The 18,780-nt window shown below is 33.8% G+C and carries 21 protein-coding genes and 1 other RNA gene; 14 read left to right on the forward strand and 8 right to left on the reverse strand.

Annotated elements, in window-relative coordinates; all coding sequences use genetic code 11:
- The first annotated feature begins 175 nt into the window (after window positions 1–175).
- The 3 genes from rnpB to AAGU22_RS01995 all read left to right on the forward strand — a co-directional run bounded on the left by rnpB (window position 176) and on the right by AAGU22_RS01995 (window position 2,502).
- Window positions 176–470: RNase P RNA component (rnpB, locus tag AAGU22_RS01985), an RNA gene on the forward strand.
- Between the two features lie 117 nt (window positions 471–587).
- Entirely contained in the window at window positions 588–1,724 is a 1,137-nt protein-coding gene (locus AAGU22_RS01990; RefSeq protein WP_458720574.1) for an NOL1/NOP2/sun family putative RNA methylase, read from the forward strand.
- Window position 1,725: 1 nt separating this feature from the next.
- Window positions 1,726–2,502, forward strand: a complete 777-nt coding sequence (locus AAGU22_RS01995) for a hypothetical protein (RefSeq protein WP_458720575.1) — start codon at window positions 1,726–1,728, stop codon at window positions 2,500–2,502.
- A 35-nt stretch (window positions 2,503–2,537) separates the two neighbouring features.
- Here AAGU22_RS01995 and AAGU22_RS02000 read toward each other — a convergent pair whose 3' ends face one another.
- Window positions 2,538–3,593, reverse strand: a complete 1,056-nt coding sequence (locus tag AAGU22_RS02000; protein ID WP_458720576.1) for a hypothetical protein — start codon at window positions 3,591–3,593, stop codon at window positions 2,538–2,540.
- 189 nt (window positions 3,594–3,782) lie between these two features.
- On the opposite strand from AAGU22_RS02000, the gene cofD reads away from it, so the two are divergent.
- The 4 genes from cofD (at window position 3,783) to AAGU22_RS02020 (ending at window position 6,653) form a co-directional block, all read left to right on the forward strand.
- Window positions 3,783–4,709, forward strand: a complete 927-nt coding sequence (gene cofD, locus AAGU22_RS02005; protein WP_458720577.1) for a 2-phospho-L-lactate transferase — start codon at window positions 3,783–3,785, stop codon at window positions 4,707–4,709.
- Between the two features lie 20 nt (window positions 4,710–4,729).
- Window positions 4,730–5,455: a 2-phospho-L-lactate guanylyltransferase gene (gene cofC, locus AAGU22_RS02010; protein ID WP_458720578.1), complete on the forward strand. Its 726-nt coding sequence runs from the start codon at window positions 4,730–4,732 to the stop codon at window positions 5,453–5,455.
- A 121-nt stretch (window positions 5,456–5,576) separates the two neighbouring features.
- Window positions 5,577–5,957 carry a cupredoxin domain-containing protein gene (locus tag AAGU22_RS02015; RefSeq protein ID WP_458720579.1) on the forward strand — a complete coding sequence of 127 codons (381 nt, stop codon included), beginning with the start codon at window positions 5,577–5,579 and terminating at the stop codon, window positions 5,955–5,957.
- Between the two features lie 144 nt (window positions 5,958–6,101).
- Entirely contained in the window at window positions 6,102–6,653 is a 552-nt protein-coding gene (locus tag AAGU22_RS02020) for a HemK2/MTQ2 family protein methyltransferase (RefSeq protein WP_458721725.1), read from the forward strand.
- A 103-nt stretch (window positions 6,654–6,756) separates the two neighbouring features.
- Here AAGU22_RS02020 and AAGU22_RS02025 read toward each other — a convergent pair whose 3' ends face one another.
- Window positions 6,757–7,782 (reverse strand): isocitrate/isopropylmalate dehydrogenase family protein, encoded by a 1,026-nt coding sequence (locus AAGU22_RS02025; RefSeq protein ID WP_458720580.1) that lies wholly within the window; start codon window positions 7,780–7,782, stop codon window positions 6,757–6,759.
- A 45-nt stretch (window positions 7,783–7,827) separates the two neighbouring features.
- Window positions 7,828–8,403 (reverse strand): hypothetical protein, encoded by a 576-nt coding sequence (locus AAGU22_RS02030; protein ID WP_458720581.1) that lies wholly within the window; start codon window positions 8,401–8,403, stop codon window positions 7,828–7,830.
- Between the two features lie 120 nt (window positions 8,404–8,523).
- On the opposite strand from AAGU22_RS02030, the gene AAGU22_RS02035 reads away from it, so the two are divergent.
- Window positions 8,524–8,937: a ribonuclease HI family protein gene (locus AAGU22_RS02035; protein ID WP_458720582.1), complete on the forward strand. Its 414-nt coding sequence runs from the start codon at window positions 8,524–8,526 to the stop codon at window positions 8,935–8,937.
- Window positions 8,938–9,152: 215 nt separating this feature from the next.
- Here the strand turns inward: AAGU22_RS02035 and AAGU22_RS02040 are convergent, their stop codons facing one another.
- The 3 genes from AAGU22_RS02040 to AAGU22_RS02050 all read right to left on the reverse strand — a co-directional run bounded on the left by AAGU22_RS02040 (window position 9,153) and on the right by AAGU22_RS02050 (window position 11,744).
- The gene (locus AAGU22_RS02040) at window positions 9,153–10,274 is read right to left on the reverse strand and encodes an OBG GTPase family GTP-binding protein (protein WP_458720583.1); all 1,122 of its coding nucleotides are present in this window, start codon (window positions 10,272–10,274) and stop codon (window positions 9,153–9,155) included.
- 70 nt (window positions 10,275–10,344) lie between these two features.
- Complete coding sequence (locus tag AAGU22_RS02045) at window positions 10,345–10,797, reverse strand: hypothetical protein (protein WP_458720584.1); 453 nt, start codon at window positions 10,795–10,797, stop codon at window positions 10,345–10,347.
- Between the two features lie 173 nt (window positions 10,798–10,970).
- On the reverse strand, window positions 10,971–11,744 hold the full coding sequence (locus tag AAGU22_RS02050) for a coenzyme F420-0:L-glutamate ligase (protein WP_458720585.1): 774 nt from the start codon (window positions 11,742–11,744) through the stop codon (window positions 10,971–10,973).
- A gap of 124 nt (window positions 11,745–11,868) precedes the next feature.
- Here AAGU22_RS02050 and AAGU22_RS02055 point away from each other — a divergent pair, with 124 nt between their 5' ends.
- Window positions 11,869–13,140 carry a 3-isopropylmalate dehydratase large subunit gene (locus AAGU22_RS02055; protein WP_458720586.1) on the forward strand — a complete coding sequence of 424 codons (1,272 nt, stop codon included), beginning with the start codon at window positions 11,869–11,871 and terminating at the stop codon, window positions 13,138–13,140.
- Window positions 13,140–13,631 carry a LeuD/DmdB family oxidoreductase small subunit gene (locus AAGU22_RS02060; RefSeq protein ID WP_458721726.1) on the forward strand — a complete coding sequence of 164 codons (492 nt, stop codon included), beginning with the start codon at window positions 13,140–13,142 and terminating at the stop codon, window positions 13,629–13,631. Before AAGU22_RS02055 ends, AAGU22_RS02060 begins: the two co-directional genes overlap by 1 nt.
- Before the next feature lie 62 nt (window positions 13,632–13,693).
- On the opposite strand, the gene AAGU22_RS02065 is transcribed toward AAGU22_RS02060, so the two are convergent.
- Complete coding sequence (locus tag AAGU22_RS02065; RefSeq protein ID WP_458720587.1) at window positions 13,694–14,119, reverse strand: hypothetical protein; 426 nt, start codon at window positions 14,117–14,119, stop codon at window positions 13,694–13,696.
- A 194-nt stretch (window positions 14,120–14,313) separates the two neighbouring features.
- On the reverse strand, window positions 14,314–14,868 hold the full coding sequence (locus tag AAGU22_RS02070) for a hypothetical protein (RefSeq protein WP_458720588.1): 555 nt from the start codon (window positions 14,866–14,868) through the stop codon (window positions 14,314–14,316).
- A gap of 443 nt (window positions 14,869–15,311) precedes the next feature.
- Here AAGU22_RS02070 and AAGU22_RS02075 point away from each other — a divergent pair, with 443 nt between their 5' ends.
- The 4 genes from AAGU22_RS02075 to AAGU22_RS02090 all read left to right on the forward strand — a co-directional run bounded on the left by AAGU22_RS02075 (window position 15,312) and on the right by AAGU22_RS02090 (window position 18,770).
- A complete protein-coding gene (locus AAGU22_RS02075; protein ID WP_458720589.1) occupies window positions 15,312–16,655 on the forward strand; it encodes a YcaO-like family protein in 1,344 nt (447 codons plus the stop codon).
- Window positions 16,634–17,293 carry a TfuA-like protein gene (locus AAGU22_RS02080; RefSeq protein ID WP_458720590.1) on the forward strand — a complete coding sequence of 220 codons (660 nt, stop codon included), beginning with the start codon at window positions 16,634–16,636 and terminating at the stop codon, window positions 17,291–17,293. The genes AAGU22_RS02075 and AAGU22_RS02080 overlap by 22 nt, the downstream gene beginning before the upstream one ends.
- A 133-nt stretch (window positions 17,294–17,426) precedes the next feature.
- On the forward strand, window positions 17,427–17,924 hold the full coding sequence (locus tag AAGU22_RS02085; protein WP_458720591.1) for a hypothetical protein: 498 nt from the start codon (window positions 17,427–17,429) through the stop codon (window positions 17,922–17,924).
- A gap of 291 nt (window positions 17,925–18,215) precedes the next feature.
- A complete protein-coding gene (locus tag AAGU22_RS02090) occupies window positions 18,216–18,770 on the forward strand; it encodes a metallophosphoesterase (RefSeq protein WP_458720592.1) in 555 nt (184 codons plus the stop codon).
- The last annotated feature ends 10 nt before the right edge of the window (window positions 18,771–18,780 follow it).

Genomic DNA, 18,780 nt, shown 5'->3' on the forward strand with positions numbered 1-18,780 from the left:
TTACACTGGAAGGATAATTTCGTTAATACAAATTAGTTCATATATTCAAAAATATTTCAATATCAATCTTTTTGGACTTGGAAAAGAGTATTAATTATATCTTCAACTAGAAAGAATATTCTAAAAACAACTAGTAAATGAGAAAGTTAATAACTTTAGAGTTTCATTTTTACTTGTGAGCTAGCGAGCAAGTTACTTCTAGCAATATATAACGAAGAGGAAACTCCTCCCTCACTACGGGCACCTGAATTAGCGATAATTAGAAGGAGACTTCTGGCAACGAAATAGAAAAGGATCCAGTTGAGATCAAAGGCAATGATGATTAATAATCTGAGTGATTTCAACCTTGGAGTGAAACTGTCGACCTAGGTGGAGAAAGGCCAAACAGAGTTAGGAACCCGTACATACACTCAGGTAGGCTGCTTAGCTAAATCTTGCTTAAAACAAAAGGAGGGTTACTACTAGGACACACGATGTGGGATTCATAAGGGAAACTTTTCCATTTTGAATCCCATACTATTTATCTTCGAATAAACTTCGAAAATCTATTAATTCTAATTGTCACTACCGATAAATTGTAGTATAGAATGGATGATAATTTAGACTGTCCAGCGCTCTTAACGGGTAACGATCATTCGAGGTTCCTATCAAAAAGATATGGATATAAAGAGTGGATGATATCTAGATTTCTAAATTTTATTCCTTATCCTGAAAAGATGCTAGATTATATCCATAATAGTAAAAACTTGCATTATTATATAAGAGTAAATACGCTAAGAACTAACCCACAAGAACTAAAAAGGCGACTCAATGAGAAGGGCTATCACTTAAGCGAAACAATTCTAAAAGAAGTATTTGAGATAAAGAACCCTGGGTTCGGGAGTATTCGAATTAAGGACGCTGGGATTACAATTGATAATAAAAATAGTGATGATAACCATGACAATAAGGACGTTGTTATCATGCAAAAAGATTACGATTTGCAGTCTAGCAAAGATAGTGACCTTAGGTCCAAACAGCCTAGTATAGGTTCAACGATTGAATATTTGAAAGGATACTATTACATTCAGGATTTGAGCTCGTGCATTGCAGTAGAGGAATTAGAAATTCATGCTGGATCCGATTTGGTTGTATTAGATATGGCTGCGGCACCTGGGGGCAAGACAACTCATATCGCTCAAAAATTAAATAATAAGGGAGCAATTTTCGCATGCGAATTAAACTCTAACAGACTTGCACCTCTACTTTTTAACTTGTCACGTTGTTTTGTGCAAAATACAATAGTGCTTAATATTAATGCAGAAGAGATAAACGAACTTGAATTACATTTTGATAGGGTACTGCTTGATGCTCCTTGTACCTGTGAAGGGGTTATTATGAAAGACAATTCTAGAAAGAAAAGTCGTAATTTAGTAGATTTGGAAACCTGCAGTAACAGGCAAAAAAAAATGATAGTATCTGGTTTTAATGTTTTGAAACCAGACGGACTTTTGATATATTGCACTTGTTCCTTTGCCCCAGAAGAAAATGAGATGATAATACAACATCTCCTAAACAATCACAAAAATGCAATACTCGAGCCATTAAATTATGGAATGAATGGTTTGACCAACTTTTCAAAGTACCAATTCGACGAGAAAATGATATTTACCAAAAGGTTCTATCCTCATATCCATTCAACCAACGGATTTTTTATAGCAAAAATAAGGAAGAAACCGAACTAAAATGACTTTTAGAAATTTGACTAATGTTGAAGAAACGATTTTAAAAAGATCCTTTAATAATTGGGGAATTTTTGAAATTTTTGGAACACTAAGAATATTAATCCGAACCTTACCTTTAGATACCGCTATTAGTGATCAAAAGACAAACATTTCAAAACATGATGCCATCCCAAACAAAATTCTACGTAACCATTCAAGTGGTAATAGTAGTAATGCAGACGGAAAATATAACGACAATAATCAGGGACGAATTCATGCCTTAGAATTAGAGTACCCACATGGTATTGAATTCGCTGAGTCGGAAATAAAAATAAAGAGAACTGAAGAAGTTTTCGTTCATTCCAACGTTAAATATAACGATATGCTGTTTAAAAAATTAATTCCTATTAGTATCGGTATGAAAATCGGTACTATTAAGAACAAGAAATTTTCTCCAGGTTTAAATTTTGCCGAATTCGTAGTCAAACACAACAAAAATATGGATTATCCTCATGTTATCATCAATACTAAGGCTGAAAATCTAATAGTTTTTGGTAGGGACACAATGGGAAGTTCAATTCTTTCGTTTTTCAAAGATATAAAAGAAAATCAGCAAGTTATAATATTAAACCATAATAAGGAGGTTATTGGATTCGGTAAATCTAGATATTCGGGGAGCTTGATTATTCAACCTAATATTATAACGATAGATACTACTCAGGATATTGGTACTTACTATCTAAAAAGTGAAAATAGACTATCTAAATCTGTTGACAAAAATATAGACCATTTTCTATAAATACAAACAACAAAAAAATTATTAAATTCTATTGATTATTTCCTTGCTTTTACTAGTACTAGGATTGCCACTCCTGCCATCATCGCTCCAAATATCAATATGACTTGTATGGGAAAGCTACCCGAAGATGTAGCCACACCTTGGGGTGCTACGGATGATACAAGGAGATATTCTTTATCTCCTGATTGTTGAACTTGAGAGAATCCCCCTATCTGCATCTGTCCACTTGGAGGAGCTGTTAAACCATCAACTTCAACATTTACTCCATCAATATCGGCTGAATCAGAAGTTTGTTTTACTGTGTGTGTTCCTTCCCTGAAACTACTCTCCCCTAAAGAATATATCGAAACTATCTTTGATCCTCCCTCAGTGACAGAAAACCCAAAACCTGCTGCACCTGCTTGAGCACCAGTTGCGTCAAACAAAAAGTGCCAGTTATTCATTGACGATCCAAAATCTGCAAAATCCATAATTGGGGTTTCAAATGCAGGAGCTAAAGTTGTATTTTGAATTTTAGTAGCTACCTCTGGAGCTAGTTTTTCCAAACCTCCTATAGGATGATTAATGTCAATCTGACCATATTCTTCAGTATTTACTATCAATGGTTCTTCCAATGCAATACTTCTCCAATCTACATCCAAAATAGATGAAGTAGATCCGTTTGATCCAGTTACAAGGTTAGTAATAAGTGGATGCAATTCCACCTGGTATGAAACAGTTGAAGTTGTGGGTCCTCCATTAAGGGTTGCTTTATAATCTAGTGTGCCGTTTTCAAATTTTACTAAACTTTGTTTTTGAGAAAGTAATTCATTGTTTATTTTATCCAAAATCTCAGATACGCCATTACTGCTATCTGAAGAATTCAATGAAAATGAGATTGATGTTTTATTTCCATCTAAGAGTTGTGACATAGTGCTATTAGCGGGATACTTTAAGGTAAGAATTCTATCACCTGTATAGGAAGCGTCCGCTGTATTTATTGCAGGTGAGACTCCTGCTTCCATTTGTATAGCAAAGCTTTGATTAATAATCCCGCTAAAAAAAACAATAGCCAATAATACTATTACATAATTTAGAGACCTTAATTTCAATATTTTTGAATTCCATTTAGCCTGTTTATAAGCTTATTGAAATATCCTTACTTGAGGTGAATTCACATTGAATACTGCATATTTAGAATTAAAAATTATATTTTATCTACTATAAAAGTAAAAAAATCATAACATAACAAACAGAAAAAAAACAAAGAATAAAAAAAAGAAAAAAATAGAACTGTAATATTGATTACCATTTTAGCCGGGGGAACAGGTTCTGTTAAATTAGTTAGAGGAATGTATAAGGAATCAGAAAATATTTCAATTATTTCAAATGTCGCAGATAACTTTTGGCATTATGGACTCTATATTTGTCCAGATATCGATACGATAATCTATGGACTCAGTAATAATTTGGACAAAAAGAAGGGCTGGGGGATAAAAAGAGATTCTTTTAATTTCTTAAAATATATGAATGCTCTTGGGACTGAAACATGGTTTAATCTCGGGGATAAAGATTTGACAACCCATGTTTTGAGAACACAGCTATTACAAGAGGGGCGGAGTTTAACTGAAATCACCAATTTCTTTACAGACAAATATGGTCTATCACTACTCGTAGCTCCTGCCTCTGATACTCATTATGAATCAAACATGGTGGTTGAAGGCAACAAACGAATTCATTTACAAGAATACTGGATAAAATACAAAGGTTCGGTGCCGGTGCATGACATTATTTACAATAACATTGAAAAAGCCAGGGTTACTTTACAAGCTCAAAAAACACTTGAAGAATCAAGATTGATCTTATTTGCTCCCGGAAATCCGATCACCAGCATTGGGCCAATAATAAGCATACCTGGTATGAAAAACCTTTTGAAGAAGTTAAAAAATAAAATTGTTATGATTTCTCCCCTTATATCTAATAGAGCAGTCAGTGGCCCATGTGAAATTTATATGAAGGCGAAGAATATCTCTCCTAATTTGAGGGGGTTAATTGACTTTTATTCAGAAATTGCTAATACAATGATCTTCGATAAACTTGATGAATCTGAAATTGAAAATAAACTAAAAAACGATTATCCTGAAATAAACTTTTGTTATTCTGACATCCTTATGACGAATTTAAGAAAAGAAACATCACTGGCGCGGTATATAATTTCTAATTTTTAAGAATAGACTAGGGTTATTTTTTGAGCAACACAAGAACTGCAATAATTATTCCGATAAAAAGATTTGAAAAGAGTAAGACACGGTTGAGCGGATTTCTTAGCCAAGAACAAAGAGCTTGGCTTTGTAACCTTATGGTAAATGATTTGATTGAAAAAATGTCCGAGTTAGAAGAATGTAATATGATTTTGGTTACAAATGAAATTATTAAGATACCGGCGAAATCAAGAGAAAAAGCAATAGTGTTATCTGAAGGTCGGAGCAACGGAGTAAATGATGCTGTTAAAATTGCAGATTATTATATAAAGAAAAACAAATTTGATAGCTCGATTGTGATCCCAATAGATATACCACTGCTAACGCTAAAAGAAATAAGAGAGATCATTTCTTTCGCACATGACTTTAAAGAAATTATTAGTATGGTTCCTTCAAATAGATTCGATGGAACCAACATATTGTTGAGAAAACCGCATTCGATAATAGATACGAGCTTTGATAATAACAGTTTTTTCAACCATTTTAGAAAAGCTCTAGATAATGGAGTCTCACTAAAAATATTTTACCACGAGAATTTGAAGCTGGATATAGATACTATCGATGATGTGATGCTGGCTTTGAAAAAATATCATCTAGCTAAATCTACTCTCGAAACGAGAGCCTCAGAACAAAAAGAAGTGCACAAGGATGAAAATAAATCGATAGAATATCTATTGAAAGTATTTCAGAACAGAGATGAACTTGGTTATTAAGTACTATGGGTTTCAATTTAGCATTTTGTAATATTGTGCTTTAAGAAAAATGTAAGTAGTTAGACAGGAAAAATTCTTTCATTCAAGATATTTATTGGTAGTATAGCAATAATTAACGTACTTGATACATAATATCATTGCTATCATAGCCATTTCATTCATAGTAGTTGGTGGTTTATGGGGCATTGGTAATTTATTAAATACTCCTCAGGAAAAAAATATTCAAAAGTCAAATGATTCAATTCTATTAATAGCTCAAAATAATGCCTTTAACCAGACCAATCCAACTTTATATGTGAATGCAAGTCAACCTACTAGACTAATAATTCTTAATAAAGACTTTGTGAAACATGATTTCATTTCTGAGGAACTAGGCATCAATACCGCCTACTTGACAACTGAGCAAGATTTTATAACAGGAATTGCAAGTAATAAAACAGGCAACTACACATATTATTGCTCTTTTCATCCCGAAATGAAGGGAGAAATTGTTGTAAGATGATCAAAAATATGATATAACATAAAATCACAAATATATTCAAAGAACGATTTTCACTTAACCCTGTTTTAAACTCGATAAAGTGAATTTTCTGTTAAAATATTATTAAATAACTGTTTATCTTTTTACTTGCTAAGCGATTACTACATGTACAGCCCTTCAGAGGATACTTATTTTATGGAGGATATTCTCTCAAATTATAGAGGTAAAATTGCCCTTGAGGTCGGTATCGGATCTGGATACTTAACCAGATTATTATGTACAAACTTTGAGTTTGTTGTAGGAACTGATATTGATGTTAATTCTATCTTGTATGCCAAAAATAATACTCTGGCAAATATTGGGAACAAACTGTTGGTTTGCTCTGATTTGAGTCTACCATTAAAATGTAAATTTGATTTGATTATTAGCAATCCACCGTATTTACCAACGGATTTCGGTAATCTTGATGATACTACCGTTTATGGAGGAAAAAAAGGTATCGAATTGACTATTCGATTATTGAGATCAGTTCAATTGCAACTTAGCGAAAGGGGGAAAATTGTGATAATGAGATCAACCTTATCTGATCTCAAAAAAATGGATGATTTCATTAATAAATTGTTTTCAAACACCAAAATAATCGCAAGAAAAACGTTCTTTTTTGAATCTTTAGAAATATTGGAACTCTCTGGGGTAAGATATAGTTCTGTGATTTAATTATCTCAAGTAAAAAGAAAAGATATATGATCAAACCTAGGACAATAAAAGGAAAAACGCAAACACAAAAGGGATCAGTTGATTTTAGTAATAGATTTTGTGATTACTTTTTGATTAATGCTGCTGACCTTTGAGCAATTGCCTCTGCCATTTTTGATAATGACGATGATCCACCCAGATCGTATGTCAAAAACTTTCCCTCATCAATCGTTTGTTCAGTGGCTTTGAAAATTGCTTCAGAAATATGTTTCTCTCCCAAGTATTCGACCATCCAAGCACCTGACAATATGGTTGCCACTGGATTTACCTTGTCTTGCCTAGCATGCTTTGGAGCGCTCCCGTGAGCAGGTTCAAACATTGCATATGCATCACCATAATTTCCAGAATAAACATTGCCAATGGACCCTACATGTCCTGATGCACATTCAGAGATTATATCCATAAATAAATTTGTACTAAGTAGTAAACTATTGTTGAATCTTTCTGGATTCTTGACTAGTTGTTGAGTCATGTTATCGATATAATATTCTTCGACTTCGATGTCTGGATATGTTTTGTTTGTTTCCACTACTGCATTCCAAAAAATCCCGTCGGTTTCCTTCAAAATATTTCGTTTAGTTATTGCAAATATTTTTTTAAATCCTTTTTCTTTAGCTAGTTCAAAACCCTTTTTGACTACCCTCCTGCAACCCTTTCCAGTGGTTTTTCTAATTGCAATGGCCGAATCATCACTTGTCTTAAACTCAATACCTGCATACAGCCCTTCTGTTGATTCTCTTACACAAATAAAATTTAGCTGTAATTTCGAAATCTTGTATGTTTTGATCGGGCGGATGTTTGCGTATAGTTGAAATTTTTGTCTTATGCTTACGGCAACACTTCTAGGTGCATCGGGATTTGGGACTGTAGTGGTAGGACCTTTAAAACAAGCATCAGATGATTTTAGAGTGTCCCATACCTCATTTGAGATATAAGAATTACCCCCATTTTTTTCCCACCATTCAGAGCCAGCATCACATGGTATTAATTCAACGTCAGTATTACATGATTTTAAAACTTTAATCATCGCATTAACTAATTCAGGACCAGTACCGTCACCATTTATTACAGCAGCTTTTTTATTGCTCAAATGAACTCAAAAAATGTTTGACTATATTCATATTTATTTTTTCAGTTACTTTGGGATAAAATCAATCCTCCCAAAAAAAGCATTGGAAAATGGTGGAAACTCGGTATTATTTTCAATTTTAGTAAACTCTCCTTTGTCTGAATAATACGAATATTGGACGTCATAATCGGCAAGTTCTAGAGTGCTATTTACATATTTGCCAGTTGAATTATCTACCAAATTTACAGTTTTATTATCATATGAATAGATTTTCATCAAGTCGGGTAAGGACAAATGAACCGGTCTGATATATTGAACATGAAGAGTATCACCTATCGAATCAGTATGAATTGGTTTTAAACATTCCTTCCCTTCTACGAGTTGCCTGCCTACGTTATCAGGAAACAAATATTGTTTATTGTCTACAAACAATTGGACCCTTGGATAAACATTGTAACTATCCAATGAATGTGCTTTGAGGCAGACGCTCAATATTTCAGGAGGGGGAACAATCTGTGTAAATACAAGTCCAAATAATACAGCTACCCCTATGATTATCGGAGGCAAAAGTAAATCCTTTTTACCCATTTTTTGAAAAAAATTCTTTCGTGGGGTCCCCTCTTTTAACTTTCTCTTGGGCACAAATTCAATATTCTTCTAACAATATAAATTCTTTAGAAATGATGACAGAACATAATACCTTTTATCTTTGTGATGTAAAATAAAAAAAATAAATGTAAACTAGTTTTTTAATAATAGTAGTTGTTGGACGTACATATTGATGGTGCAAGTAGAGGAAACCCTGGATTATCTGCAATAGGCATCATGATAAAAAATGACGACAAAATAATAAAAGAACACTGTGAATTTATAGGTATCCGGACCAATAATCAAGCAGAATATGAAGCATTACGGCGAGCACTTGAAATCTGTACAGACATGGATGGTGAAGTAAATATTCTATCAGATAGTGAATTATTAATAAATCAGAGAAACTTAAAGTACAGAATACGAAGTCAAGAACTAAAAATAATTTCCAGAGAAATTTCAAATCTAGAAAAAAACTATGATAAGATTACTTACAAGCATATTCCTAGAACTAAAAATAGTCGTGCGGATTATCTTGCAAACAAAGCTCTTGATAAATACGTTGATGCAAACTCAAAGAAGGCATGACCATTACTAATCAAAAATTTTTCGCAGGTTATGAAACCAGTATTGGTAAATACTTTAACGTATGAACGTAACTAATGCATATTACACTTTAGAATCGAAAAATCAAATAATCGGTAGATAATATACAGATGCGTAGGCGGCTATGAGGAATCAGAGTTATCACGTATACAATATGAAGAGAAGGCATTTGACTGAGCCGCCAAAACATTTGGTATTTAAAGAGCATTTATTTTCTTTACGATTGTAAGGACATCTTCATCAATAATTTTGTGTTCTAAGCCTACCTTTTGACCTCCAAATTTTACGCTTTTGCCCCATACCTGAGCGAACTTAAAGTCTCTGACCATGTTTCTGTGAATCTTGTTACAAATATTCTGGACAGTACTATTCCGAGGCATAATTAGAGGCTCTTCCAAATCGGCATCTTGTCCCTTGGGTTTCATATATATTCGAACAAAGTCTAATTTATTGTAGATTTCCCGTTTAAGAAGTTCTATGTTCTTGTTTGTGTCTGCCGACACAGCTGTATATGGAATTTTAAGTTTAGAAGTTGCCATCTTGAGATATTCTGTATCAACCAAATCTATTTTATTTATAACTGCTAACGAAGGGATGTAAACCCGATTCCCGGATAAAACATCTATTAACTGGTCAATAGTAAGACCTCTTTCTCGTATGGTGATACGACCGTTGTGGATCCCGTTTATTCGCATCACATTCCTGATAAAATTTTCATCAGCTTGTATTGGAACCTGAATATTTACCGAAATACCTCCCGTAGCAGTCTTTTCTACAATAATATCAGGAGGCTTTTCATCAACCTTGACTCCTATTTCCGATAGTTCCTTTTTTATGACCTCATGATGGTTAATCTGGAATACATCTAGGACAATCAAAACTAAATCTGCATTTCTGGCAACAGATAATACTCTTTTTCCCAAACCTTTGCCTGCAGCAGCACCTTCAATTATACCTGGTAAATCCAAAATCTGGATCCGTGCACCATTGTAGTCTAACATACCTGGAACAGCAGTTAATGTAGTAAATGAGTATGCTGCTGTTTTAGATTTTGCGTTTGTTAATGCATTTAATAAAGTCGATTTCCCTACACTGGGAAATCCTATCAAGACGACAGTGCCATCGCCGGCTTTTCTAACGTCAAAGCCCGCACTGCCTCCTCCAGTAGCGACGGTCTTTCCATGGGTATTTTCCTCTTGTTCTTTCTTTAACTTTGCTATCTTGGCCTTTAGAATGCCTACGTGGAACTCAGTCGCTTTGTTTATCTGAGTTTTGTGTATCTCATCTTGAATAGCCTGGATTTTCTCTGGTATTCCCATTGGTTTTAATATTAGTCTATAAAAATAACAATAAAAATTTTGTTAATAGTGTCTTAGCTGTCCCCCTTAGTTATTTCAATACCATAAAAAATTTCAGACCGTATACTACTGCAACGGTGGTAATGAATCCTAGCATTCCTAACCATGGCAATGCCGGAATTTTGGGGGTTTTAATTTTTATTTGATGATCTTCTACAATATTTGTGATGTAATCCTTGACAATTGAATGCCATAATTGATATTCGATACGGTGTTTTTTTAAGATGGTCTCAATTTCATATACCACAGGAACTCTTACTGATTTTATATGCTGTAAATAATTTCTAGAGATTTCGACCTCCGCATGGATTCCAATCAAACCTTGATTAAAATCTAGGAGTCTTACATGCATTTCCCATGGTTTTTTTAGTTTTTTTGAGAATCCACTACCAATTTGAGTAGGCTTTTTATGTTCAAATTTTACCATTTTAAACCCTTCAGAAACTAATGTATTGACAATTTCATCTTTTCTTATTTTAACCATCAAAAATAAATGATCTCAGCTCGACCTCTTCTCTTTTAATAAGGTTCTGAATCCCTTGTAGAAGATTCATTCTTCTAGGATATAATGTAGAAAATTCAGCCATCAACATTTTTCTCCAATTACAATTGATATAATATTGTTTGACTATTTATAATTTAAAAAATTAAAACTTTTCAAATATATGATGGAGCTGTTCTCTTTGAAAGTCCTCGTACATAAATGTCAAATTTGCTATCCATGTTCAAGGTATCACTCGAGACAGGATTGTCAGTCATTTTTATATTTAATCCCCTTATTATTATGACTGGAGTAGACGCGTCAGATTCTCCCATTATCATCGTCCCGAGGGAAGCCAGACAATCGGCAAGATTTTGAGATGTATATTTTAGAACATTTCCAAAAAGATCAAAAGTCCCTTTCAGGTCTATTACTGGTTCAAACCCGCAGCAAGCTAATGCAACGCCTACTGTACCTTTTCTCATAGGTAAGATTCTACTATCCGACAATATTATCCCGACCCTTTTCAAGGAATTTACCAAAAATTTCTGTTTGAGGGTCTCTATGGAGTGGTACGGATATTTTGGATACAAAACAACACTACCTTTGGGCACATTTGACTTATCAATGCCTGCATTAGGCGCCAACACTTTATGAATAGATGTTAGAACAAAGCCATATAGTCCACCAAAAATTTCATCTGACTCCCTGAGAATTAGTTCCATCATTTTTGGATCTATGTGATAAAGTTTAGATGCTTGAATAGCCTGACTACTTGGTTTTATCCTAGTTAATTTCTTGATCCTACCTTCACTTATCGAAAGATATTTGCTTGATATAACAAGCACATCGTTATCTTCGATGTTTATTTTTCCTATGTTCTTGCTAATTTTATCATACAAATCAAATTCTGATGATTCTCTATCTAGGTGGATGGGAATAACTTCCAAATTATGGTATTTCTCAAAACAATCTATATAATTAATTTTATTCTGATTGACTTTAAATTCTTCAAAAGCTAAATTCAAAAAGTATTAATCATTAACAGTCCTATTTAATAATATTACTATGGGAATGACATTAACCGAAAAAATCCTAGCTCATTCCTCAAATTCTAAAGCGGTTACTCCTGGAGACATCATCTTTTCCAACGTTGATAAAGCGATGATTCATGATGTATCAGGTCCTGGAGTTATCAAGGTGTTTAAGGAATTGGAAAAAAAGGGCTATAAATTGGAAAAATTATGGGACCCTGATAAAGTATGGATTTCTGAAGATCACTTTGTTCCAGCCTCCGATAGAATTTCTGCTGACAATGTGATACAATTAACAAAATGGGCACAAAAATATGGTATTAAGAAACACTTCAAGTATGGAATGGGACAATATGGCATTTGTCATACGATTTCTCATGAAGAGGGGTTAGTGTTACCTGGAGAAGTTTATGTGGGTGGAGATTCACATACTAATACTACAGGTGCAATTGGTGCTTTTAGTGCAGGGCTTGGTCATACAGATATTGCCTATGTCTTAAAACATGGCAAAATTTGGTTTAAGGTACCAGAAACTATGATGTTTAAGGTAACAGGAAAAAAACCAGATTATATTATGGCCAAAGATATTATCTTGAATATTATTTCTGATATAGGGACTGATGGGGCAAATTACAAGGCGATGCAATTTAGTGGTAGTGTTATAGATGGTATGGAAATGGAGGAAAGATTTACTTTAACTAATATGACAACTGAGGCAGGTGCAAAAAACGGAATAATTGAACCAGATAGCACTACTGTAGATTATTTAAGGACAAGACTCGGGGCATTAGATTTCAATCTAATTAAAGGAGATCCAAATGCCGAATTTAGTGAAATATTTGATTATGATTGCGAAAAAATGGAACCTTCTGTGGCAAAACCATACTCGCCGGAGAATGTTGTCCCCGTAAGAGAAGTTCAAGGCACAGAAATAGACAAAGCCTATATAGGATCTTGTACGGGTGCAAAGCTTTCTGACCTCAGATCTGCAGCCAAGATCTTGGAAGGAAAAAAAGTTAAAGTACGAACCGAGGTGCTCCCTGCCGCTCAGTCAATCTATATGAAGGCTATTAAAGAGGGCTTGGTTACCATTTTTATGGAGTCTGGGGCAGTTATTGGTCCACCTACATGTGGAGCTTGTTGCGGTGCTCATATGGGTGTTTTAGGAAAGGATGAAATTTGTGCAAGCACGACTAACAGAAATTTTCCAGGTAGAATGGGGAATGTAACGTCGCAAACATATCTTGCCTCCCCGATGGTTGTAGCTGCGTCAGCGATTACCGGAAAATTAACGGACCCGAGGGATTTATGATGGTTTTAAAAGGTACTGTGCATAAATACAATAGGCCGAATATAGACACGGATGTTATAATTCCAGGTCCGTATCTAAAAATTCATGATCATGACGAACTTGCAAAACATGCTATGGAAGGATTAGATACTAATTTTATAAACAAAGTTTCAAAAGGTGATTTTCTCTTGGTTGGTCATAATTTTGGGTGTGGATCTAGTAGGGAACATGCTCCAATTGCTCTATCAAAAACGGGCATAAAAGCTATTTTGTCTCCATCTTTTGCAAGAATCTTCTACAGAAATTCTATAGACGGTGGTTATTTACTACCAATTGAAATTGAAGAAAATATTTTGGAAAAAATAGATGATAAGGATGAAATAGAAATTAACTTAGACACGAATACTGTTTTCAACGTTACTAAAAAAGAATCTTATCCAATCAAACCGTTTAGTAAAATAATTTCTGATATCATAGAAGCCGGTGGGCTTTTTAACTATCAAATCCCTTGAAAAATATCAAAGCATTCAATTAAAATATGAATACTTTTTAATTTTCACAAAATTCAAAGAAGCTAGTCGGGATGTACTTTACTAATGTAGGAATTTGATGATTGCAATATGCTTACAGGATCTAAGTACTCAAAATCTAATTTATTTTGGGAATGATAAAACATAATCTGTTTCTTTCTTTCCTCGTCTATAACATCTGAGTTAGAGTAGTATACTACGAGCTCAAATAAATCCAACTCCTCAAATCGTTTTACATGGACCATCTGTATATCCCCGTGTTTAAAACACATCGAATGTGCCAAAGCACATGCAAATTCAAAATTCTTGCCTCTGAAATCCTCAATTACAAGATTCGAGGATATCGTTTCAAGCAGTTCGATTCTATTTGATTGGTGGCCGATATCGTAATTATTTTGCATGGTTTCACCTACTATTTTGTTTTCAAATAATATTTTTATTTCACATTCATTAAAAAACGATTCCATCATATAACACCGGCTCTGCTCATTAAAGAATGATGCAGTCTCCAACTCATTTATCTTGTGGAATTATTTACTATCTTCTTTAATAGTCTTTAAAACTTGATATGAAATAGCTTTACAAGAAAAAAAATATTTAGGTTGAATGATCTTCAAAAAACCGGTTGTAATCGAACCGATTGAAATTTCTCATACTTTATTTGTCACGAGTAGGTTCCAGTCAAGTCTCTATATACCTCAAGTGCACTTTCTATATTGTTATTTGCAATAGAATGAAATACTTTTCCACTAAAAGAATAACTAACCAAAAAAGGTTCATTTGTTATAATACGCAATCCATTCCCAGAGAACTGGACACTACCGGTGTTTTTGGGCTCGTCAAGCAGATTAGTTGGAATTACCGCAGTATCGTTAATAGGAAATGTATATAGTGTTCCAAATTGGACAGGCAGTTTCAAGCTATTATTTATAGTCAATATGTTCAACGATTGCATTTGTACGGGTTTACTCGAAGTAAAAGTCAATACTCCTGAATAAGTAGTGCTTTCATTTTTAACCGGGAAAATAAAAAATGATTGTTCCAGCCCAGAAATGTGAAAGATATCCTGATTTGAGGAAACTGTTCCACTAATAGAAACGTCCTGAGATCCTTGACTGGTATTATTCACGCTAACTGCAGCTAAAACAGAAAGTGAAAAACCTGGTGTTACATCAATAAAAAAAATTACTAAGAGTACAATTAGTGTGAGCCTTGGCATCCTAAAAAATGAACTGCATTGGCACTTGTTGTTGTTATAGATTGATGCTTTGATCATTGGACTAATTAAATATTTGATTCTATGGTTGATAATTAAAACTATTAGAATTTATTGAGTTAAATCAACAATGCTCTTCTGAATTACTTGCTTGGCTTCATTTGAAATATTATAACAATCAAGTATTCTTTTTGGGCTCCTAATCAGTCGTTTCCTGAATTCGGGTTCACTGGCTGCCTTAAGTAAAATCTCGCTTATAACTTCAGCTTCTATATTGATAGAACTCAAGTAGTTCCTCAAGAGGAATTATATTATATATACTTTTACTATTCCCCTCTGCTTTTTATGAACCAATAATCTATCTATACTCTTTGATTTAGCATTAACATTATAGCAATCCAATAATTAAAATAATATCTTATAGAAATGATGAATGTAAATTCTTATTGAAAACTACGTCTCAATTATTATTGAAATCTCAAAAAAAATGGAATGCGATGGGTACATCTAGGATCCAGCCAGTAGAACAAACTTTGGAAAAAGTAAATTCCTTGATTCAGGAGATTGGGATTACAAGAATTGCAGATATTACAAATATGGATAGGCTTAAGATACCTAATTTTTCAGCCGTATTACCAGGAACTGAAGACTACATCTGGGTATATAGTGGAAAGGGTCCGACGAAAAACCATGCAAGGGCTAGTGTTATCATGGAAAGCATTGAAAGGTTTTCATCATTACCTGCAAATTTCGACGGAAAAATTCAAAGGGGCACTTTTAAAGAATTATCTCAAAGTTATAATGTTCTAAAATATGATGAAGTAGTAGAACCAGTTTCATTCCACTTGAATGAAGAAATGATAATGGATTATTGTATCGGTTATGATTTATTAAATAATACAGAAGTATTGGTGCCTGCCCCATTAACAATTTTCAGATATACTCCGTCGCCACCATCCATAAATCCTTACTCCTTCTTCCATACTAATGGACTGGCTTCTGGGAATGTAATCGAAGAAGCAATTTGTCATGCCCTATGCGAAGTTGTAGAAAGGGATGCAGTGAGTTTGGCGGAATTCACTTCTAGTGCATTTCAGTATCATATCTTGAAAACTGTTGAAAATTCGCTCGTAAAGAAGGGTTTTCATTTAAAGTCAATTGACTCAAAGAACTTTATGGATGATGATTCTATTTATCCCGAAATTGATCTGAACAGTATCGAACACGTTCCTATTAAGAGAATCGTTAATAGGTTTAGGAGTTCTCAAATATCCTTGACTGTAAAGGATATTACATCCGACCTCGGAATTCCAACTTTCATAGCAAGTAGTGCCGAGTGGGTTAATCATGAATATGGATATTTGGTAGAAGGTCATGGAACTCATCCAGATGCACGAATTGCACTTATGAGGGCAATAACAGAAGTATCCCAATCAAGAGCTGCTAATATTCAAGGTTCGAGAGATGATCTAAGAAAGATGAAATATGATCCTGAAAATAGTGATGAAAACAGATCATGGCAATTCATAAAGTCAAAAGAAATAAAATCATTTTCAGATGTTCACACATTTACCTATGATGATATACTGGATGACATAAAACTTATACTGAGTAGTTTAAAAACAAAAGGTCTAAAGAAAGCTATCGTGGTAAACTTGACTAATTCAAAATTAAATATACCAGTTATTAGAGTCATTGTCCCTGGGTTGGAAACATTCAAAATAAATAAAGCAGTTATCGGTCAAAGAGCTCAGGAAAGTGTTAAAAAATGGTTAGGTCCAAACCTGTAATATTTTTAGGACCGTCTCTATCTAGGGAGAAAGCAAGAAAAATTCTAGACGCAGATTACCGACTACCTGCTAAAAAAGGGGACCTGCTTCAGTTGATACTAAAAGAAGTTGATATTGTTGGATTGGTTGACGGATATTTTCTTCAGGATTATCCCCCTACCCCAATTGAGGTATATAATTTAGTCCGAAAAAGGAATGTAAAGGTTTTTGGATCATCGAGTTTAGGTGCACTTCGGGCGGTCGAACTTGGTAAATACGGGATGATAGGAATAGGAAAAATTTTTAGACTTTTTAGGGATGGAATCTTGGAGTCTGATGATGAGGTAGCTGTGACGTTTACGGATTATACAAATTACAAATCAGAAGCATTGATTGATATTAGATACAATTTGTTTTTGGCTAAGAAATACAAGATCATAGACAATGAGACCGGAAGATCGATCCTTAAAGTATCAAAACAGACCTATTTTCCTTATAGGACTTACGAAGATATTTTGGACAAATGTAAATTAAAGTATCCTGAAATCAATTCTCAGGTTGAAAGTTTTAGAGGTTATGTCCTGAATAATAAAAAGAGTTTGAAGGAAAGAGATGCTGTGCGATTATTAAAGCACATCAAGAGTGTCAACGAATCTTGACAACAATAAAGTTAATTTTATATTCGCTACAATTTAACTAACAGTACTGCGCATGAATAATATGTTGACCAATTTTTTTCATAGTATTGATTCACATTTTATTTATATAGTATTTTTCTATTTTTCAGCATTTATGATGCTGTATATAACAATGTTTGGAATGTATTGGAGTTGGGTGGAATATGATAAAACCGGTGCATTAAATATAGGCGAAACAATCGTAAAGAACGATTTAATCTTTGATGGATCTGGCAAATTGGTTACTTATCTTGCAATATTCTCAGTTATCACATGGTTTTGTGTCACCAAAATCGGATATAGCAGAGTACAAAATACACCTAAAATAGTTCGATCAGTATTATCTGTATTTGCAATTATCTTGATAGTCATTTCAGCTTATGAATTTACATACAATTTTACGGTGTGGGGAGCGTTGATTACTGTACATACCATCAATAACTCCTTGAATTTTGATGAAATCAATATAAGTTATCCTAACCCTGAAACACCCTGGAATTTAGTTTTCGCAACTAAAATGACTCTTGCGGCTCTTATAATTTCCTGCCATGCTTTTTACATCATTCAAAGATCAGACAAGAAATCATCTATTTACGTGAAAGAACAGTCCTAAAGTACTTGCTCCATCCTCCAATCTCCATCCTCCAATTCCCCCCAAGCCTCTCTATTGGGGCCATGTAGGATAAAACCTGGATTCTATTGAAAAAATAAATCAAAATTTATGATCTTGAGAAATCAAAAGTATTTGGAAATTGCTATCCGCAGAACACTAGAACTGCTTAACGCCGTACTCATTTCAATATTTTGATACATAGTATTTTTAAGTTGTTTCTTGAATTTTTTCTTTCCTGGTGTTATTAAGAGAATCACAAGATTTTTTATTATGATTAGAAAACTATTGATAGTGAAAATCGGCGTAATCTCAGATACCCATGATGATATTGAAAATACTGAAAAAGCAATAAATATTTTTAACATGATGAAGATAAACCATGTTTTCCACGCAGGTGATTACGTTTATCCCGGAATGATTAGTTTATTCAAGAAATTAGACAAAGAAACAAAATTTTATGGGGTTCGGGGGAACAATGATGGGGAATTAATGGGTATCACAAGGCAGTTTGGAGAAATTGAAAATGCTCTATTTCTAAACGAATTTGGAAAACTCTTGATTTCATCAAAAAAAATAGGCATCTATCATGGAACAAACCCTGATTTGTCAGAATCCTTACTGGAAAGTCAACTATTCGACATTCTAATACTCGGTCATACCCATATCAAAAGAATTGAAAAAATAGGAAAAACCCTTGTGTTAAACCCCGGAGCTTTGAACCGGAATTTCTTTTCTAAAAAAACTACTGACGATCCCTGTGTAATCGTCTATGATGAAAAACGGAAATTGGCAGAATTTATAAACATTAATAGTACCAAGAATACCGAGTATGACTTTGGAAAATGATTTGAACTTT

The organism is Candidatus Nitrosocosmicus sp. R, assembly GCF_054408505.1.

Coding starts and splice junctions, on each gene's coding strand:
- AAGU22_RS02020 (WP_458721725.1), top strand. CDS start 6,102: ATGTACAGCCCTTCAGAGGATACTTATTTTATGGAGGATATTCTCTCA.
- AAGU22_RS02070 (WP_458720588.1), bottom strand. CDS start 14,868: ATGCCAAGGCTCACACTAATTGTACTCTTAGTAATTTTTTTTATTGAT.
- AAGU22_RS02055 (WP_458720586.1), top strand. CDS start 11,869: ATGACATTAACCGAAAAAATCCTAGCTCATTCCTCAAATTCTAAAGCG.
- AAGU22_RS02065 (WP_458720587.1), bottom strand. CDS start 14,119: ATGATGGAATCGTTTTTTAATGAATGTGAAATAAAAATATTATTTGAA.
- AAGU22_RS02045 (WP_458720584.1), bottom strand. CDS start 10,797: ATGGTTAAAATAAGAAAAGATGAAATTGTCAATACATTAGTTTCTGAA.
- AAGU22_RS02040 (WP_458720583.1), bottom strand. CDS start 10,274: ATGGGAATACCAGAGAAAATCCAGGCTATTCAAGATGAGATACACAAA.
- AAGU22_RS02085 (WP_458720591.1), top strand. CDS start 17,427: ATGATGCTGTATATAACAATGTTTGGAATGTATTGGAGTTGGGTGGAA.
- AAGU22_RS01990 (WP_458720574.1), top strand. CDS start 588: ATGGATGATAATTTAGACTGTCCAGCGCTCTTAACGGGTAACGATCAT.
- AAGU22_RS02080 (WP_458720590.1), top strand. CDS start 16,634: ATGGTTAGGTCCAAACCTGTAATATTTTTAGGACCGTCTCTATCTAGG.
- AAGU22_RS01995 (WP_458720575.1), top strand. CDS start 1,726: ATGACTTTTAGAAATTTGACTAATGTTGAAGAAACGATTTTAAAAAGA.
- AAGU22_RS02060 (WP_458721726.1), top strand. CDS start 13,140: ATGGTTTTAAAAGGTACTGTGCATAAATACAATAGGCCGAATATAGAC.